Consider the following 17190-nt stretch of genomic DNA (forward strand, 5'->3'; position numbering starts at 1 on the left):
TTGCGGGAGAGCCGCCATGGCAATGAACCCCTTTGCGTTTCTACAGAAAATCGGCAAGTCGCTGATGTTGCCGGTGGCGGTCCTTCCCGTCGCCGGCTTGCTGCTCGGTATCGGTGCGGCGAACTTCGAATGGATGCCGCCGCTGCTGTCGATGCTGATGAAGAATTCCGGCGATGTGATCTTCGGCAACCTGCCGCTGATCTTCGCCATCGGCGTGGCGTTGGGCTACACCGAGAATGACGGCGTGTCGGCCATCGCGGCCACCATCGGCTATATTGTGATGCTCGCCACGCTGGGCGTGATGACCGGGGTCTGGGGCATGGAGCCGAAGACCATCATGGGCATCAAGTCGATGGAAACCGGCGTGTTCGGCGGCATCCTGGCCGGCGGGCTGGCGGCGGCGATGTTCAACCGCTTCTACAAGATCGCGCTTCCGGCCTATCTCGGCTTCTTCGCCGGCAAGCGGTTCGTGCCGATCGTAACCGCGCTGGCCGCCATCGTGCTGGGCATCGTGCTGTCGGTAGTCTGGCCGCCGGTGCAGGAGGGCATCAACAGCTTCTCGCGCTGGGCGGCGGTGAACGATCCGCGTCTGGCCGCGACCATCTACGGCTTCGTCGAACGCCTGCTGATCCCCTTCGGCCTGCACCACATCTGGAACGTGCCCTTCTTCTTCGAAATCGGGTCCTTCCAGAATGCCGCCGGGCAGGTGGTCCATGGCGATATCGCCCGCTATTTCGCCGGCGACCCGACCGCCGGCATCCTGTCCGGCGCCTTCCTGTTCAAGATGTTCGGCCTGCCGGCCGCGGCAATCGCCATGTGGCACACCGCCAAGCCGGAGAATCGCGTGCGCGTCGGCGGCATCATGGTGTCCGCCGCGCTGACCTCCTTCCTGACCGGCATCACCGAACCCATCGAGTTCAGCTTCCTGTTCCTGGCGCCGGTGCTGTACCTGATCCATGCGGTTCTGGCGGCGACCTCGCAGTTCATCATGAACTCGCTGGGCGCCCATATGGGCTTCACCTTCTCGCAGGGCGGCATCGACTTCGTTCTGTTCAACGCGCTGAGCCCGCTGTCGCAGAAATGGTGGCTGGTGCTGATCCTGGGGCCGGTCTATGCGGCGATCTATTATGTCGTGTTCCGTTACACCATCCTGGCGTTGAACCTGAAGACCCCCGGCCGCGAGGACGCGACGGAGGACAGCGTCAGCACGGCGACCGGCAGCGAGCGGGCGCGCGATCTCGTCCTGGCATTCGGCGGACGGGGCAACATCAGCAATCTGGACGCCTGCATCACCCGCCTGCGCGTGGTGGTGAAGGATCCGGCCCGCGTCGATGACGGCAAGCTGCGCGGCATGGGCGCGTCCGGCGTGCTGCGGGTGCGCGACAGCGTGCAGGCGGTGTTCGGCACCCTGTCGGAGAATCTGAAGACGGAGATGCAGGAGTATCTGCACAGCGCCGGTGCGGAAGCCGACGGTCCCGCCGCGGTGACGGCACCGGTGACGGCGAAGCCCGTATCCGCTCCGGCCGCGGCGGCTGTCCCGGCCGACCGCGCCGCCCGCATCGCCGAGGCGCTGGGCGGCGCCGGCAACATCAAGGACGTGGCCGGATTCGCCACCACCCGTCTGCGAGTTGAGCTGAGCGACGCCGGCAAGGCGAATGCCGAGGCGCTGAAGCGGGCCGGCGTGCGCGCGGTGATGGGGCTGGGCGCCAACGGCCTGGACCTGATCGTCGGCAACGACGCCGACGCGCTGGCGGGTGCGATGACCGGCATGCTGACGGGCGGACGGCGCGCCGCCGAATAGCCGGCATCCTGTCTGGTATTTGAGTGGTTTTATCGCGCGGCGCGACCTTTCCCGGGTCGCGCCGCTTTTCTTTTCCGCATCGCGGCGGAGATTGTGGTGCGATCCCACCAATGGACGCTGGCCTCCGAGGCAAGAAGGTCTTACATTGGTATCTATACCAGTCAATCGCGAGCGCCGCCATGACCGATCAGGGCATTCCAGATTTCACCCCCTCCCGCTCCACTCCCCTGATGGCGGTGGAGGCAGCGGAGGCGCCTGCCGCGGTGGCCCGGCAGATCGAGCGCTGTGGCGCCGGCTTCGCCGAACTGGGCGAACGCCTGCGACGCGAGCCGCCGCGCTTCGTCGTCACCTGCGCCCGCGGCAGCTCCGACCACGCGTCTGCCTATGGCAAATATCTGATCGAGACGCGGATCGGACGGGCGGTGGCCTCCATCGGGCCGTCCATCGCCTCTGTCTATGGCGGGCATCTCAGCCTGGAAGGGGCTCTGTTCATCGCCGTTTCGCAGTCGGGGCGGAGCCCGGACCTGCTGCGGCTGGTGGAGGCGGCGAAGGCCGGCGGTGCGCGGGTGGTCGGCTTCGTCAATGCCGAGGACTTGCCGCTGGCGGAGATGTGCGACCATTTCCTGCCGCTGGCGGCTGGGCCGGAACGCAGCGTCGCCGCGACGAAATCCTGCATCGCCTCGCTGGCCGCCTATCTGCAGCTGGTGGCGCACTGGCAGGACGATCCGGCGCTGAAGGCGACGCTGGCGGGCCTGCCCGACACACTGGAGGCGGCGAAGGGGCTGGACTGGAGGCCGGCGCTGATGCCGCTCGCCACCGCGCGGAACCTCTATGTGCTGGGGCGCGGAGTCGGTTTCGGTGCTGCGCTGGAGATGGCGCTGAAGTTCAAGGAAACCTGCCGACTGCACGCCGAGGCCTTCAGCGCGGCGGAGGTGGTTCATGGCCCGCTGGCGCTGGTCGGCCCCGGCTTCCCGGTGCTGGCCCTGACCCAGCCCGATGCGGCGGAGCCGCACACCCGCGCGGTGGTGGAGCGCATCGTCGGGCTGGGGGCCAACGTCGCTACCACCGAAGCGGGGCTTACAGGAACCACGCTGCTGCCGAGCCTGCCGCGGATTTCACCGGAGGCGGCACCGCTGGCGGCATTGCAGAGCTTCTATGGCGCGGTCTATGAACTGGCGCTGGCCCGCGGCATCGACCCCGACAGCCCGCCCAACCTTGCCAAAGTGACGAAGACCGTCTGATGCGACAGCTCCTGACCGGTGCCCGGATCTTCACGGGCGAGACCATCCTCGACGGCCGCAGCCTGCTGGTCGCCGATGGCCGCATCCTCGACATCCTGGCGCCTGGCCGCACCCTGCCGGACGTCGAGCGGACGGTGGCGCTGGAGGCCGGCGACCTGCTGGCGCCCGGCTTCCTCGACATCCAGGTCAATGGCGGCGGCGGCGTGCTGTTCAACGAGCGGCCGATTGTGGAAGCGACGCTCGCCATCGCCGCGGCGCACCGGCGCTTCGGCACCACCGGGCTGCTGCCGACCATCATCACCGACACCCCCGACTGCCACCGCGCCGCCGCCGAGGCCGCGGTGACGGCGGTGGCACAGCCGGGCAGCGGTGTGCTGGGTATCCATTTCGAAGGACCCTTCATCAGCCCGCAGCGGGTCGGCGCTCACGACCCGCGCTTCGTCCGCGCACCGGACGAGGGCGATCTCGACTTCATCGGCGGGCTGCCGGCGCGGATGCCATGCGGCCGGGTGCTGCTGACCCTGGCGCCGGAATGCGTGGAGGATGCGGCCCTGTCCCGGCTGATGGCGGCGGGGGTGATCCTGTCGGTCGGCCACACGATGGCGAGCGCCGAGCGGGTGGTCGAGGCCTTCGATCTCGGCGTGCGCGGGGTGACGCACCTCTACAACGCCATGCCCGGCATCGCCAACCGCCAGCCCGGCCCGGCCGGGGCGGCGCTGGGCGACGGGCGGCCCTGGTGCGGGCTGATCGCCGACGGGCACCATGTCCATCCACTGATGATGCGCGCGGCGCTGGCCGCCCGGCCGCGCGGGCGGATGATGCTGGTGACGGATGCGATGCCGACGACGGGCACCGACGTGGATCGCTTCGAGCTGAACGGGCGGACGATCTACCGGCGTGACGGGCGGCTGGTGCTGGCCGACGGCACTCTGGCGGGGGCCGACCTCGACATGGCGACGGCGGTGCGCAATGCCGGGACGCTGATCGGCCTGCCGCTGGAAGAGTCGCTGCGCATGGCGTCGCTCTATCCGGCGGAGTTCCTGGGGATGGACGGCGAGCGCGGTCGAGTCGCACCGGGCTGGCGGGCCGATCTGGTGCTGCTGCGGCCGGACCTGACGGTAAAGGGGACTTGGGTCGAGGGGGAGTGGCGGGGGGCTTAGGTCCTGTCTGACGAGCCTATTGACGTTGTGGTTTAGAGCCCAAGGTCAGTTTGATGGCTTACGATGCGACAGGGCTGCGACGCTACGAACTGAGCGATGCGCAGTGGGATCGGATCGCGGATTTGATGCCGCGGTCGAATCCGCGAGGTGGCGGTGTGTGGCGGGATCACCGTCAAGTGGTTGATGGGCTGATGTGGAAGCTGAACACCGGCGCCCAATGGCGGGACATTCCCGAACGCTACGGCCCCTGGCAGACGATCTACGAACGCTTTGTGCGATGGCGTTGCGACGGGCTGTTCGAGCGGATCCTCGACCGGCTGCGCTTGCAGCTTGATGCGGATGGTCGGATCGATGTGGACCTCTGGTGCATCGACGGCACCAGCATCCGGGCCAGTCGCTCGGCGGCTGGGGGCGGAAAAAGGGGGGCTCGGACGAGCCGGCCGACCACGCACTCGGCCGCTCCCGCGGGGGCTTCGGGACCAAAATCCATTTGGTGACCGATGGCAACGGCCTGCCGCTGGCCGCCGTGCTGAGCGCAGGTCAGCTTCAGGAAATCTCCTTCGCCGTCGCCGCCTTGGAGGCGGTCAGCTTGCCCACCCGCCGAGGGCGCCGACGCACCAAGCCTCGAAAGCTGGCTGGCGACAAGGGCTACAGCGCCAATCGCTTTCGTCAGTACCTGCGACGCCGCCACATCGAACCGGTCATTGCCATGCGCAAGGACGAACGCAGGCGAACCCACCGCGGCAGGCCGCCTCGGTTCGATCGGGAGGCATACCGGCGACGAAACGTCGTCGAGCGTGGCATCGGATGGCTCAAAGGATGCCGATCCGTTGCCACGCGACATGACAAGCTTGCCGTCAACTACATGACCTTCATCAGGCTCGCCATGATCCAGCGATGCCTGCGCGTCAGTAGGCCGTCAGACAGGACCTAGGGTGGGCAGGTAACTGCTACCGATGCCCCACCTGACCGCCCCCGTTTAACAGGGGAGGTCAGTGGGGGCTGACTTCGGAAATCCTACTCACCCACCGCCACGATCTCCAGCCCATCCTCGTCGACGCGCACCCGCAGCGCGGTCAGGTCGGGCAGGGACAGGTTGCCGTCCAGCTCATTGGCCGGCAGCGTTGTGGTCAGTCCGATCACCCAGGCGCCAGCCGCGTTGCCGGCGGCCAGTCCCGCCGGGGCATCCTCGAACACCACGGTGTCGCGCGGGTCGAAGCCCAGCTTCTCGGCGGCGGTGCGGTAGCCTTCCGGGTGGGGCTTGCCCTGGGTGACATTGTCGGCGCCGATCAGCAGGTCGGGCAGGGGCAGGCCGGCCTGGGCGATACGCTTTCTCGCCATGTCGTGCGGGGCGGAGGTGACCACCGCCCAGCGGTGGCGCGGCAGTGACCGCAGAATCTCAAGCGCGCCGGGGACGGCGCGCACACCTTCGGTATCGCTGGTGTAGCACTCCTCCACCAGACGCACCTCCTCGTCGATGTCGGCACCGGCGGGGGCGAAGCGGCGGACGGTCTCGATGCTGCGGACGCCGTGGCAGACCGCCAGGATCGCCTCGGGATCGAGACCGTGCCGGGCGGCCCAGGCGCGCCAGGAGCGTTCAACCGGACCCTTCGTGTCGATCAGGGTGCCGTCCATGTCGAACAGGATGGCGCGGACGCGGAACGGGGTATCAAGGGCAGGCTTCATCGCTCGCTCTCGTTGGAAACGTCTGTGTGGGACGGAATGGTCCGGGGGGATCAGACCAGCGACAGCTCCACGACGAAGTCATAGGCGTCGCCGCGGTAGTGGGAACGGACGAACTCCAGCGGGGTTCCGTTCTCCAGGAAGGTGCGGCGCTCAATGTAGAGGGCGGGGGCGCCGTCGGGAACCCCCAGAAGCGTCGCCTGATCCGCCGGCAGGCGAATGGCAGACAAGCGTTGCAGGGCGCGGAAGGGTGGATGGCCGCGCCCGCGCAGGGTCTCGTACAGGGAACCCTGCACCAGATCGGGATCGGGCAGGACGCTGGTCGGCAAGGCGCTGAGTTCGATGGCGAGCGGGGTGCCGTCGGCCAGCCGCAGCCGGTGCAGCCGCACGACCTCCGCCCCCGGACGCAGGCCCAGCGCCATCGCCTCCTCCGGGGTCCCGGTGGCGACCGAGCGGCTGAGCCAGCGCGAATCCGGCTTCAGCCCGCGCCCGCCGATGTCCTCGGTGAAGCTGGTCAGGGCGGACAGCCGCTGTTCCACATGAGGGCTGCGGTTGATGAAGGTGCCGGCCCCCTGGCGCTGGTGCAGCAGCCCCTCCGCGATCAGTTCGCGCAGGGCCTTGCGCACGGTGACGCGCGACACACCGAAGGTTTCCGCCAGCTCCCGCTCGCCGGGAAGGGCGTCCTGGTCGGTCAGCCTGCCCTCGACGATCAGCGTCCGCAGATGCCGCGCCAGTTGCAGGTACAGCGGCAGGGGCAGGGCGTCCGACAGGGCGGTCGGGTCGAACGGGGCCGCGGCGGCGGCAGTGGACATCGGCAACCACTCCAGTGCTCCGGGACCGGCATGATACCACTGAAAGGCCTTTGGGCAACAGGCGGCGGACGGGATGCAGAGGTGCAAGCACAATTACAACCAGTTTCAGATTGCGGAATGTCCGGATTTTGGTATTCTGCGCATACAGTCCAATCTAATACCACCAACCCCCGGACCTAATGCTGGGGCGACAGCGGAGCCGGAACGATGGCGGGCGGCACGGAAGATGCGGCGAACCGATACAGCCGGCTGGACGTGTGGCCGGCCGCCGAGCTGATGACGGCCCTGTGGGAGGGGCAGACGCGCGCACTCGCCGCCTGCGCTCCTGCCTTGCCGCTGGTTGCCGCCGCCGTGGAGGCAGCCGCGGATCGTCTGGCGGCTGGACGCGGGAGGCTGGTCTATGCCGGGGCCGGTTCGTCGGCGATGGTCGCGGCCCTCGACGGGCTGGATCTGGGGCCGACCTTCGACTGGCCGGCGGAGCGGCTGGTGCTGCTGATCGCCGGCGGGCTCGACCTGTCGCGCGGGCTGGCCGGGGCGGCGGAGGATGACGAGGGGGCAGGGCGGGCCGATGCTGGACGGGCGGGGATTTGCGCCGACGACGTGGTGGTCGGCCTGTCCGCCAGCGGTGCCAGCGCATACACCGTCGGCGTCCTGCGCGCGGCGCGGGAGGTGGGGGCCCTGACCATGGGCATCGCCAGCAGCGCCGGTTCCCCCCTGCTTGACGCGGTGGAGCATCCGGTGCTGACCGCGACGGGGGCCGAAGTGATCGCCGGATCGACCCGGCTCGGTGCCGGCACCGCGCAGAAGGTGGTGCTGAACCTGTTTTCCACCGGCGTCATGACGGCGCTCGGCAATGTCTACGACAACCTGATGATCAATGTCCGGCCGGAGAACGCCAAGCTCCGCCGCCGCTGCACCGCCATGGTCGCCCGCATCGCCAGGGTGGACGAGGATGCGGCCGGTGCGGCGCTGGAACGGCATGGCGACGTGCGCCGCGCCGTGCTGGGGCTGGCCGGGCTGGAAGCACCCGAGATCGACCGGCTGCTGATCGGGACCGGCGGCAACCTGCGCCGTGCCATGGAACAGGCCCGGTCGGGGTCCAACACGCAAGAATGACCAAACTGTGAGGCCCGGCCCCGTGTGGCCGGAGCCCGTTGCACTGGGAGACGTCCGAATGTCTGCTGATCGTTTGTCGGGCGACCGTTTTTCGGGCGTCCAGAGGCTTGGTCGGGCGCTGATGCTGCCGATCGCCGTGCTGCCCATCGCCGGGCTGCTGCTGCGCATCGGCCAGCCCGACCTGCTGAACATCGCCTTCATTGCCGCGGCGGGCGACGCCGTCTTCTCCAACCTGGGGGTCCTGTTCGCCGTCGGCATCGCCATCGGTTTTGCCCGTGAGAACCACGGTGCCGCCGGGTTGGCCGGCGCCGTCGGCTATTTCGTGGCGGTGAAGGGTGCGGTGGTGCTGAGCGGTGTCGCGCCCGAGCTGGTGGCGAAGATGTCCAGCCGCATCAGCATCCCGGTCGGCATCCTGATCGGCATCATCGCCGGTCAGCTCTATAACAAATACAAGGACATCAAGCTGCCGGACTATCTCGCCTTCTTCGGCGGGCGGCGCTTCGTGCCCATCGTCACCGGTCTGGCGGCGCTGGGAATCGCGCTGGTCTTCGGCTATGGCTGGCCCGTCGTCGATTCCGGACTGACCGCGCTGACCACCGGCGTGCTGGGGCTCGGCAAGATCGGCCTGTTCCTCTACGGCGTGCTCAACCGTATCCTGATCATCACCGGCCTGCACCACATCATCAACAACATCGCCTGGTTCCTGCTGGGCGATTACCAGGGCGTGACCGGCGACCTGAACCGCTTCTTCAAGGGCGACCCTACCGCCGGCGCCTTCATGGCCGGCTTCTTCCCGGTGATGATGTTCGGCCTGCCGGCTGCCTGCCTCGCCATGTACCACACCGCCAAGCCGGAGAACCGCGCGGCGGTCGGCGGCGTGCTGCTGTCGATGGCGCTGACCGCCTTCCTGACCGGCGTGACGGAACCGGTGGAATTCGCCTTCATCTTCCTGGCGCCCGCGCTGTTCGCCGTCCATGCCGTGCTGACCGGCCTGTCGATGGTGCTGATGGACGTGCTGAACGTGAAGCTGGGCTTCGGCTTCTCGGCGGGGCTGTTCGACTATGTGCTGAACTACGGCAAGGCGACCAACCCGATCCTGCTCCTGCCGGTGGGTGCGGTCTATTTCGTCGTCTATTACGGGCTGTTCCGTTTCGTCATCCAGCGCTTCGACCTGAAGACGCTGGGCCGCGACGACATCGCCATCCCCGCCGGTCAGGCGCCGGCCGTCGCCGGAATCCGGCCCGCCGCCGTATCGGCCGCGTCGGCCCCGGCGGTCAGCGACCGAGCCGGCGCCTATGTCGCGGCACTGGGTGGGGCCGGCAATCTGCGGTCCGTGGAGGCGTGCACCACGCGCCTGCGCCTGAACGTCGCCGATGCCAGCCGGGTGAACGAGGTGGAGTTGAAGCGCATCGGCGCCCGCGGCGTGGTGAAGCCGTCGGCCAATTCGGTCCAGGTGATCGTCGGTCCGATTGCCGACCAGCTGGCGGGCGAGATCCAGGACTCGCTGAACGCATCGGCTGGCCTGCGGGTCTGATCGGCAGCTTGCCAAAACCTGTTTGAAAAACCCCGGCTTCCGATGGAAGCCGGGGTTTTTCTGTTTCAAGCGCCCCTTATCGAAGCCGTGCCGTCAGGCGGTTTCCGGCTCGTCGGCGAAGATCGCCTTCAGGTCGATGCGGGTGTCAGTCTTCGCCTCGAGATCCAATTGGCGTTCGACCTCGTCGAGATGCTCGATCATCAGGGCGGTCGCCTCGCCGGGGCGGTTGCCGATCAGTGCGGCGATCAGGCGGCGGTGATCGTCGGCGGAGCAGGTGTGCGACGACCGCCGCTCGAACGCCGCGATGGCAAGGCTGGAGCGGTCGATCAGGTCGGTCAGGATGCCGGCCAACGTCGCGTTTCCGGCGAACTCGGCCAGCAGCAGGTGGAACTGGCCGGACAGGCGGATCATCGCCTTGCGGTCGGCGGCAAGTTCCGCCGCATCCTCCAGCGCGCCATGGCCGCGCAGCTTCTCCAGCATGTCGTCGGACAGCGGGCGGGGCAGCCGCTCCAGCCGTTCCATGATCGCACGTTCGATCACCCGGCGTGCCTCGAACACCTCGCGCGCCTCTTTCGGCGACGGCTTGGCGACGAAGGCGCCACGGTTGGGGATCAGCGTCACCACCCGGCGCTGCGCCAGCAGAAGCAGCACCTTCCGCACCCGTTCGCGGCTGACGCCGAAGGCTTCGGCCAGGCTTTCCTCGGTCAGCTTGGTGCCGGGCGGCAGGCGGCGGTCGGCGATGGCCTCCCCGATGCTGCGGACGATGCGGGATTCCGCGCTGCCGCGCGGCGCGCCGGTGCGGGCGAGGGGAGTGCGGCGGGCTGGCTTGGCAGGGGCGGCGGTGGTCATGGGTGGGGGAGGTGCTTTAACCGGTGTACGGGAAACGTACCGAAGATTGTGCACAAAGTGGGCCAGCGAAGGAACCGCAATCGCTTGAGCAGGATGCTGGTGATCGCTCTGACCAGAAGTGCACAAAATCGCGCCACTGCGCCGAACTGCTGCACAAATGCCGCCTCTTTGCGCAATGAGCGGCGATGGGATCGGTGAGTTTCCGCCATTCGGCCGTTGGCACGCGGGATGCAGATGGCGGAACGGTCACAAACGACCGCGCAGATTGTGCACAATTCCGGAGGCGCTTCGATGACGGCAGGTTCGACGGTCGAGCTGGTGAAGCTGCGCAAGGCCTATGGAGCGACCGTGGCGGTGGACGGCATCGATCTCCGGATCGCTGCCGGGTCCTATTGCTGCCTGCTGGGGCCGAGCGGCTGCGGCAAGACATCCACCCTGCGGATGATCGCCGGGCACGAGGACATCACCGACGGCGACCTGCTGATCGGCGATGCGGTGGTCAATGACGACCCCCCGGCCAAGCGCGGCACCGCAATGATGTTCCAGAGCTACGCCCTGTTCCCGCATCTGGACTGCACGGACAACGTCGCCTTCAGCCTGAAGATGAAGGGTGTCGCGAAAGAGGAACGGAGGCGGCGGGCGGCCGAGATGCTCGATCTGGTCGACATGGGCAAATATGCCGGCCGCCTGCCGGCTCAGCTGTCGGGCGGACAGCAGCAGCGCGTGGCGCTGGCCCGCGCGCTGATCACCCGGCCGGGCGTGCTTCTGCTGGACGAGCCGCTCTCGGCGCTCGACCCGTTCCTGCGGGTGCGCATGCGGGAGGAGCTGAAGCGCCTGCACCGCGACATCGGCATCACCTTCATCCACGTCACCCACAGCCAGACCGAGGCGATGGCGCTGGCCGACCTTGCCGTGGTGATGAACCAGGGCCGGATCGAACAGGCCGGGCCGCCGCGCGAACTGTTCAACCAGCCTCGCACCGCCTTCGTCGCCCGCTTCATCGGCGGCCACAACGTCATTGAGGGCGGTGTGGTGGGCGACGCCGGCCGCTGCGCCGTCCGGGCCGACCGCATCCAGCTCGGCGGGACCGATATGCTGAGCGAAATCCAAGTGGAGGGCACGGTGCGCGCGCTGGAGTATCACGGTGCCTCGGTGCATCTCAGTCTCGATGTCGCCGGTGCCGACGAGTTCGCCGTCGTGCTGGACGAGGCCCGCTATTTCGATGCGCCGGTCGGCGTGGGCGACCGTGTCCGTGCCGGCTGGAGCCGCCGCGACATCCACCCGCTGGTGGCCTGACCCCTTTTTCAAAAACCGTTCATCAAAAAACAACACGACGAACAGACTGGAGGCTCAGCGATGACCGACACCCGTACTCCTTCGACGTCCGCAACGTTGTCGACCGGCGTCAGCCGCCGCACCCTGCTGAAGGGTACCGCCGCCGTGGCCGGCGCCGCCGTCGGCTCGGGCGCCATCACCGGCTTTCCGACCATCTGGGCGCAGAACATCAAGAACGTGACGCTGCGCCAGTTCGGCACCGGTGTGTCGAACCTGAACGCCGTGGCCGACAAGGTGAAGGAGGATCTGGGCTTCACCCTGCAGATGACCGCGCTGGATTCAGACGCGGTGACGCAGCGTGCGGTGACGCAGCCTAAATCCTACGACATCGCCGACATCGAATACTGGATCGGCAAGAAGGTGTTCCCGGCCGGCGTCATGCAGCCGATGGACGTGAAGAAGATCAAGAACTTCGACAAGATCGTCCCGATCTTCATCACCGGCAAGCTGACCCCTGAAAGCGCCATCGCCCAGGGCACCGCCCCGCACACCGTCGGCTTCGTCGAGGGCAAGGACAGCACCAAGTTCGCCAAGGCGCCGACCGAGTGGATGACGCTGATCCCGACCATCTACAACGCCGACACGCTGGGCATCCGCCCCGATCTGGTCGGCCGGCCGATCTCCAGCTGGAAGGATCTTCTGGACCCGGCCTTCAAGGGCAAGGCGTCGCTGCTGAACATCCCGTCCATCGGCATCATGGACGCCGCCATGGTCTGCGAGGCGATGGGCGAGGTCAAATATGGCGACAAGGGCAACATGACCAAGGAGGAGATCGACAAGACCCTCAAGATCATGACCGACGCCAAGAAGGCCGGCCAGTTCCGCGCCTTCTGGAAGACCTTTGACGAGAGCGTCAACCTGATGTCGTCGGGCGAGGTCATCATCCAGTCGATGTGGTCGCCGGCCGTCGCCGCCGTTCGCTCCAAGGGCATCCAGTGCGTCTACCAGCCGCTGAAGGAGGGCTATCGCGCCTGGGGCGGCGGTCTCGGCATTGCCAAGCATCTGAGCGGGCTGGAGCTGGACGCGGCCTATGAATACATCAACTGGTATCTGTCGGGTTGGGTCGGTGCCTATCTGAACCGCCAGGGTTATTACTCGGCCGTGCTCGACACCGCCAAGCAGCACATGTCGCCGGAAGAATGGGCCTTCTGGATGGAGGGTCAGCCGGCCAAGGCGGACATCCTCAGCCCCGAAGGCAAGGTGATGGAAAAGGCCGGCGCGGTGCGCGACGGCGGCTCGTTCCAGGACCGCATGGGCCGCGTCGCCTGTTGGAACGCGGTGATGGACGAGGACCGCTACATGGTCCGCAAGTGGAACGAGTTCATCGCGGCGTGATGTTTGCTGTTGCCGGCCATCCCCTCTCCTCCTTGGGGAGAGGGTTAGGGTGAGGGGGACGCGCGGCGAGGATCTTCAAGCGTCGCGCACTCTCCGCTCCCTATCAAGCCCTCGCAATGCATCCCCCTCACCCCGACCCTCTCCCCGGGGGAGAGGGGGATTCTCGTCAACATCCACCAACCCGCAGGACCCCGCCCATGACCCTGACCGCCGAAACGTCCCGACCGTCCGTCACGGCCGCCGCCGGCAGGGTGCGGCGTCGCCGCCTGCTGCCGCGCGTGGCGCCCTATCTCCAGGCGGCGCCGCTGACCGTCATGCTGCTGCTGTTCCTGCTGGTGCCGATCCTGACCATCGTCGTCGTCAGTTTCTGGGATTACGACAGCGTCCGCTTTTACCCGGACTTCGTGCTGACCAACTACACCGAACTGCTGACCTCGCCGGTCACCTGGAAGACCTACCTGAACACGCTGAAATATGCCGCGCTGACCTGGGCGATCACGCTGGGGATCGGCTTCACGGTGGCCTATTTCCTGGCCTTCCATGTGCGCTCCACCACCTGGCAGATGGTGCTGTTCCTGGTCTGCACCATCCCGTTCTGGACCTCCAACATCATCCGCATGATCTCCTGGATCCCGTTTTTGGGGCGCAACGGGCTGCTCAATTCCGGCCTGATCTCCGCCGGGATCATCGACCAGCCGCTGGAGTTCCTGCTGTTCTCCGACTTCTCGGTCGTGCTGGCCTTCGTCCACCTCTACGCGCTGTTCATGGTGGTGCCGATCTTCAACTCGATGATGCGCATCGACCGCGCCCTGATCGAGGCGGCGCGCGACGGCGGCGCCAGTGCGGCGCAGACGTTGTGGAACGTCATCTTGCCGCTGACCAAGCCCGGCATCGCCATCGGCTCCATCTTCGTCGTCACGCTGGTGATGGGCGACTTCATCACCGTGCGGCTGATGAGCGGCGGGCAGAGCGCCTCCATCGGGCTGATGATCGCCAACGAGATCTCGCTGCTGCAATACCCGGCCGCCGCCGCCAACGCCGTGGTCCTGCTGGCCGTCGTCCTGATCATGGTGGTGGCGATGCTGCGCATCGTCGACATCCGCAAGGAGCTGTGAGAGATGAACACCTCCCGCCGCGGCCTGTCCTTCTATCTGCTGGGGGCCTTTTTCACGCTGTTCGTGCTGTTCCTCTACGGCCCGACCGCGACCATCCTGATCCTGTCCTTCCAGGGGCCGGAAGGCGGGCTGACCTTCCCGATGGACGGCGTCTCGCTGCACTGGTTCCGCAACCTGTTCGAACAGCAGGCGGTGGGCGATTTCGGCGGCTCCTTCCGCCGCTCCATCGCGCTGGGGCTGATGGTGATGGTGCTGACCGTGCTGTTCTCGGTGCTGGCCGGCTTCGCCTTCCGCCGCCGGTTTCTCGGCAGCGGGGCGATTTTCTATCTCGCCGTCGCCAGCCTGATCGTGCCGTCGATCTTGGTCAGCCTGGGCATCGGCCTGTTCTTCAACATCCTGGGGCTGGAGCCGTCCTGGTACAGCTCGGCGCTGGGCGCGCATCTGACCTGGACGCTGCCCTTCGGGCTGCTGATCGTCTTCGCCATCTTCAACCGCTTCAACCCGGCCTATGAGGAGGCGGCGCGCGACCTGGGCGCCACGCCGTGGCAGACGGTGCGCCATGTGGTGCTGCCGATCCTGCTGCCCAGCCTGATCGGCGTCGGGCTGTTCGGCTTCACCCTGTCCTACGACGAGTTCGCCCGCACGCTGATGACCGCCGGCAGCTTCAACACGCTGCCGCTGGAGATCTACGGCATGACCACCAACGTCACCACGCCGGTGCTCTATGCGCTGGGGTCGCTGACGACGGTCTTCTCCTTCACCGTGATCGGCCTGTTCTTCCTGGGCCTGATCCTGCTGCGCCGCCGTCGCCTGCGCCGAAGCGGCCACTGAGGATTTCCAAGACATGCGCATTCTGGTCGTCAACCCGAACAGCACCGCCTCGATGACCGCGCGGATCGGGGCCGCCGCCCGCACCGTCGTGGCCCCCGGCACCGAGATCCTCGCCACCAACCCGCCGGGCGGCCCGGCCAGCATCGAGGGCTATTACGACGAGGCGTTGGCGGTTCCCGGCATGCTGGCGGAGATCGAGAGTCACCAGCGCGACGGCGTCCTTGCCGGCACGGTGATCGCCTGCTTCGACGATGTCGGTCTGGACGCCGCGCGCAGCCTCGCCACCGCACCGGTGGTCGGCATCTGCGAGGCGGCGATGCAGACCGCCGGGTTGCTGGGCGGCCGGTTCAGCGTGGTGACGACGCTGGCCCGTTCCGTGCCGGCGCTGGAGCGGCTTGCCCAGCGTTACGGCATGGCCGGACGCTGCACCATCCGGGCGGCCGGCGTGCCGGTGCTGGCGCTGGAGGATCCGGCGTCGGGTGCGGTCGAGCGGGTGCGGGCGGAAATCCGCCGGGCGGTGGAGCAGGATGGCGCCGAGACCATCGTGCTGGGCTGTGCCGGCATGGCCGACCTCGCCCGCTCCCTGAGCGAGGAGATGGGCCTGCCGGTGGTGGACGGGGTCACCGCCGCCGTGAAGCTGGTGGAGGGGCTGGCCTCGCTGGGGCTGCGGACAAGCAAGGTCGGCGGCTACGCGCCGCCGTTACCCAAGGCTCGGTGACCCCTCCGCCGTCTTACAATGGCAGCGGTTCCGGGAAGTCCGTTGCCGCGATGCCGGGCAACCCTGTCTGAGCCGAGAGCGTTCCGCCCGCCAGTCCGCCGCCAAGGATGCGGCGGGCGGCTTCGGCGCATTGGCTGCGCAGCTCCGGCACCGCCGTCATTTCCCAGAAGGGCGCCTTGGCGACCGGTCCGAAGGCGAGCAGGCGCGGCGACGGCGTGCCGTCCGCGGCGATCACCGCTCCGCCTTCCGTCACGTCCAGCCCCAGCCGCAGTTCGTCAGGACGGGCGAGGCCGCGGTCGAGCAGCGAGCGGACCAGCGGGTGGCGGATGCGGGTGTAGTCGCAGTTGGTGCCGGTGGCGTTGATCAGCGCGCCGGCCGCCAGCCGCCGCTCCGCTCCGCCGCCGCGCTCGGCGACGGTCAGTTCCAGGCCGCGCGCGGTCAGCGCGGCGTCCTTCAGGCGGCCGGGCAGGATACTCAGCTGGCCGCTGTCGCGGGCGGCGGCGATGCGGTCTGCCACCTGTGGGGCCATGCGGTGGCGATGCACCTCCCAGAAGGGACGGGCGTGGCGCAGGAAGCGGCGGCGTTCCTCCATCGGCAGATGCGCCCAGATGCGGTGATGGTGCGGCCGCAGCGCGTCGAAAGCCGACCGCCAGTCATAGCCGGCCGCGGTCGCCCGCCGGGCATCGGCCTTGAGCGCGATCAGCACGTCGAGAACCGTGCTGGGCAGCACGTCGGGATGGAGGAAGGAGGTGTAGGGCCGCGTCTCCTCATGGCGCAGCGGCAGCAGGCCGCGGCGCGACACGGCGGTGACCGGCCCGCGATGCCCCTGGTCGAGCAGCGACAGCACCGTGTCCACCATGGTCAGCCCGGTGCCGAGGATGGCGACGGGAGCGTCCCGGTCGATGGTGCCGATGGCGGCGGCATCCCACGGGTCGCCGATGAAGCAGTCCGATGCGAAGGCCTCGTCGGCGGTCGGGGATGCCAGACAGGGCGGAGAGGGCGGAAAATTGCCGATGCAGAGGGCGGCGGTGTCGGCGCTGACCACCCGGCCGTCGCCGAGCCGCACATGCACCCCCGGCCGGCTTCCCGACGGGGTTTCGGTGCGGACATCCACCGCTTCGGCCCGGATCAGGTTCAGCCGGGCATGGGCGGGCGCCTCGGCCTGGGCCTCCGCCAGGACGTCCTGGATATAGGCGCCGTAGAGCGCGCGGGAGGCGAAGGCATGGCCGCTGGGCGGCATCGGCTCGTCCGGCGTCGGCCCGTCCGCGCGGCTCCACAGCCAGCGCAGGAAATGGCGCGGATCGTCGGGATAGGCGCTCATGTTGTAGGCGCGGACGTTCAGCACATGCGTGCCGTTCGGTGTGGAATAGGCGACACCGGTGCCCGGCCGGTGCCCATATTCGATCAGATGCACCACCAGCGGCGCCTGGGCACCGCGCAGCAGGTGGGCGGCCAGCAGGCTGCCGGTGAAGCCGGCGCCGACGATGGCGATCTGGCGGGGTTGGTGGAAAGCATTGGGCGGGGTGCCGCCAGCGGGAGGGAAGTGAGGCGTTGCAGGCATCGAAGTCCGTCCTTCCGTGAGTCATTCCGGAAAAGGCCGGCCGTTGGCGTCTGTTCCCCGAACCCGTCAGGCTATTGCTGAAAGAGGGGACTCGCGTCG

General features: G+C 68.0%; 15 protein-coding genes. 11 read left to right on the plus strand and 4 right to left on the minus strand.

Annotated elements, in window-relative coordinates; translation table 11 throughout:
- The first annotated feature begins 16 nt into the window (after positions 1–16).
- The 4 genes from ptsG to ACWPN8_RS18845 all read left to right on the plus strand — a co-directional run bounded on the left by ptsG (position 17) and on the right by ACWPN8_RS18845 (position 5136).
- Positions 17–1801: a PTS glucose transporter subunit IIBC gene (gene ptsG / locus ACWPN8_RS18830; protein ID WP_492241803.1), complete on the plus strand. Its 1785-nt coding sequence runs from the start codon at positions 17–19 to the stop codon at positions 1799–1801.
- 179 nt (positions 1802–1980) lie between these two features.
- Positions 1981–3042, plus strand: coding sequence for an SIS domain-containing protein (locus tag ACWPN8_RS18835; RefSeq protein WP_492241804.1), 1062 nt, complete (start codon positions 1981–1983; stop codon positions 3040–3042).
- Positions 3042–4202, plus strand: coding sequence for an N-acetylglucosamine-6-phosphate deacetylase (gene nagA / locus ACWPN8_RS18840; RefSeq protein WP_492241807.1), 1161 nt, complete (start codon positions 3042–3044; stop codon positions 4200–4202). The genes ACWPN8_RS18835 and nagA overlap by 1 nt, the downstream gene beginning before the upstream one ends.
- A 53-nt stretch (positions 4203–4255) precedes the next feature.
- Positions 4256–5136 (plus strand): IS5 family transposase gene (locus ACWPN8_RS18845; RefSeq protein WP_492241211.1). Its coding sequence is split into 2 segments (ribosomal slippage): positions 4256–4630 and positions 4633–5136, totalling 879 coding nucleotides; the frame shifts between segments, so codons are not numbered across the junction.
- A gap of 83 nt (positions 5137–5219) precedes the next feature.
- Here the strand turns inward: ACWPN8_RS18845 and ACWPN8_RS18850 are convergent.
- Together ACWPN8_RS18850 and ACWPN8_RS18855 are read right to left on the minus strand one after the other, a co-directional pair.
- Entirely contained in the window at positions 5220–5888 is a 669-nt protein-coding gene (locus tag ACWPN8_RS18850; protein WP_492241808.1) for an HAD-IA family hydrolase, read from the minus strand.
- A gap of 50 nt (positions 5889–5938) precedes the next feature.
- Complete coding sequence (locus ACWPN8_RS18855) at positions 5939–6697, minus strand: GntR family transcriptional regulator (RefSeq protein WP_492241809.1); 759 nt, start codon at positions 6695–6697, stop codon at positions 5939–5941.
- A gap of 207 nt (positions 6698–6904) precedes the next feature.
- Here ACWPN8_RS18855 and ACWPN8_RS18860 point away from each other — a divergent pair, with 207 nt between their 5' ends.
- Together ACWPN8_RS18860 and nagE are read left to right on the plus strand one after the other, a co-directional pair.
- Positions 6905–7813, plus strand: coding sequence for an N-acetylmuramic acid 6-phosphate etherase (locus tag ACWPN8_RS18860; RefSeq protein WP_492241811.1), 909 nt, complete (start codon positions 6905–6907; stop codon positions 7811–7813).
- 58 nt (positions 7814–7871) lie between these two features.
- On the plus strand, positions 7872–9347 hold the full coding sequence (gene nagE / locus ACWPN8_RS18865; protein ID WP_492241812.1) for an N-acetylglucosamine-specific PTS transporter subunit IIBC: 1476 nt from the start codon (positions 7872–7874) through the stop codon (positions 9345–9347).
- 93 nt (positions 9348–9440) lie between these two features.
- Here nagE and ACWPN8_RS18870 read toward each other — a convergent pair whose 3' ends face one another.
- Positions 9441–10196, minus strand: coding sequence for a GntR family transcriptional regulator (locus ACWPN8_RS18870; protein WP_109447924.1), 756 nt, complete (start codon positions 10194–10196; stop codon positions 9441–9443).
- Between the two features lie 291 nt (positions 10197–10487).
- On the opposite strand from ACWPN8_RS18870, the gene ACWPN8_RS18875 reads away from it, so the two are divergent.
- From ACWPN8_RS18875 to ACWPN8_RS18895, 5 genes are all read left to right on the plus strand, one after another.
- Complete coding sequence (locus ACWPN8_RS18875; protein ID WP_492241814.1) at positions 10488–11492, plus strand: ABC transporter ATP-binding protein; 1005 nt, start codon at positions 10488–10490, stop codon at positions 11490–11492.
- 60 nt (positions 11493–11552) lie between these two features.
- The gene (locus ACWPN8_RS18880) at positions 11553–12866 is read left to right on the plus strand and encodes an ABC transporter substrate-binding protein (protein WP_109447920.1); all 1314 of its coding nucleotides are present in this window, start codon (positions 11553–11555) and stop codon (positions 12864–12866) included.
- A 197-nt stretch (positions 12867–13063) separates the two neighbouring features.
- Positions 13064–13981: an ABC transporter permease gene (locus ACWPN8_RS18885; RefSeq protein WP_109447918.1), complete on the plus strand. Its 918-nt coding sequence runs from the start codon at positions 13064–13066 to the stop codon at positions 13979–13981.
- A 3-nt stretch (positions 13982–13984) separates the two neighbouring features.
- Positions 13985–14812, plus strand: a complete 828-nt coding sequence (locus ACWPN8_RS18890; RefSeq protein WP_492241815.1) for an ABC transporter permease — start codon at positions 13985–13987, stop codon at positions 14810–14812.
- Between the two features lie 13 nt (positions 14813–14825).
- Positions 14826–15530 (plus strand): aspartate/glutamate racemase family protein, encoded by a 705-nt coding sequence (locus tag ACWPN8_RS18895; protein WP_492241817.1) that lies wholly within the window; start codon positions 14826–14828, stop codon positions 15528–15530.
- 13 nt (positions 15531–15543) lie between these two features.
- On the opposite strand, the gene ACWPN8_RS18900 is transcribed toward ACWPN8_RS18895, so the two are convergent.
- Complete coding sequence (locus ACWPN8_RS18900; protein WP_492241819.1) at positions 15544–17091, minus strand: FAD/NAD(P)-binding protein; 1548 nt, start codon at positions 17089–17091, stop codon at positions 15544–15546.
- Between the last annotated feature and the right edge of the window lie 99 nt (positions 17092–17190).

It is taken from the genome of Azospirillum sp. UENF 112521 (assembly GCF_058780665.1).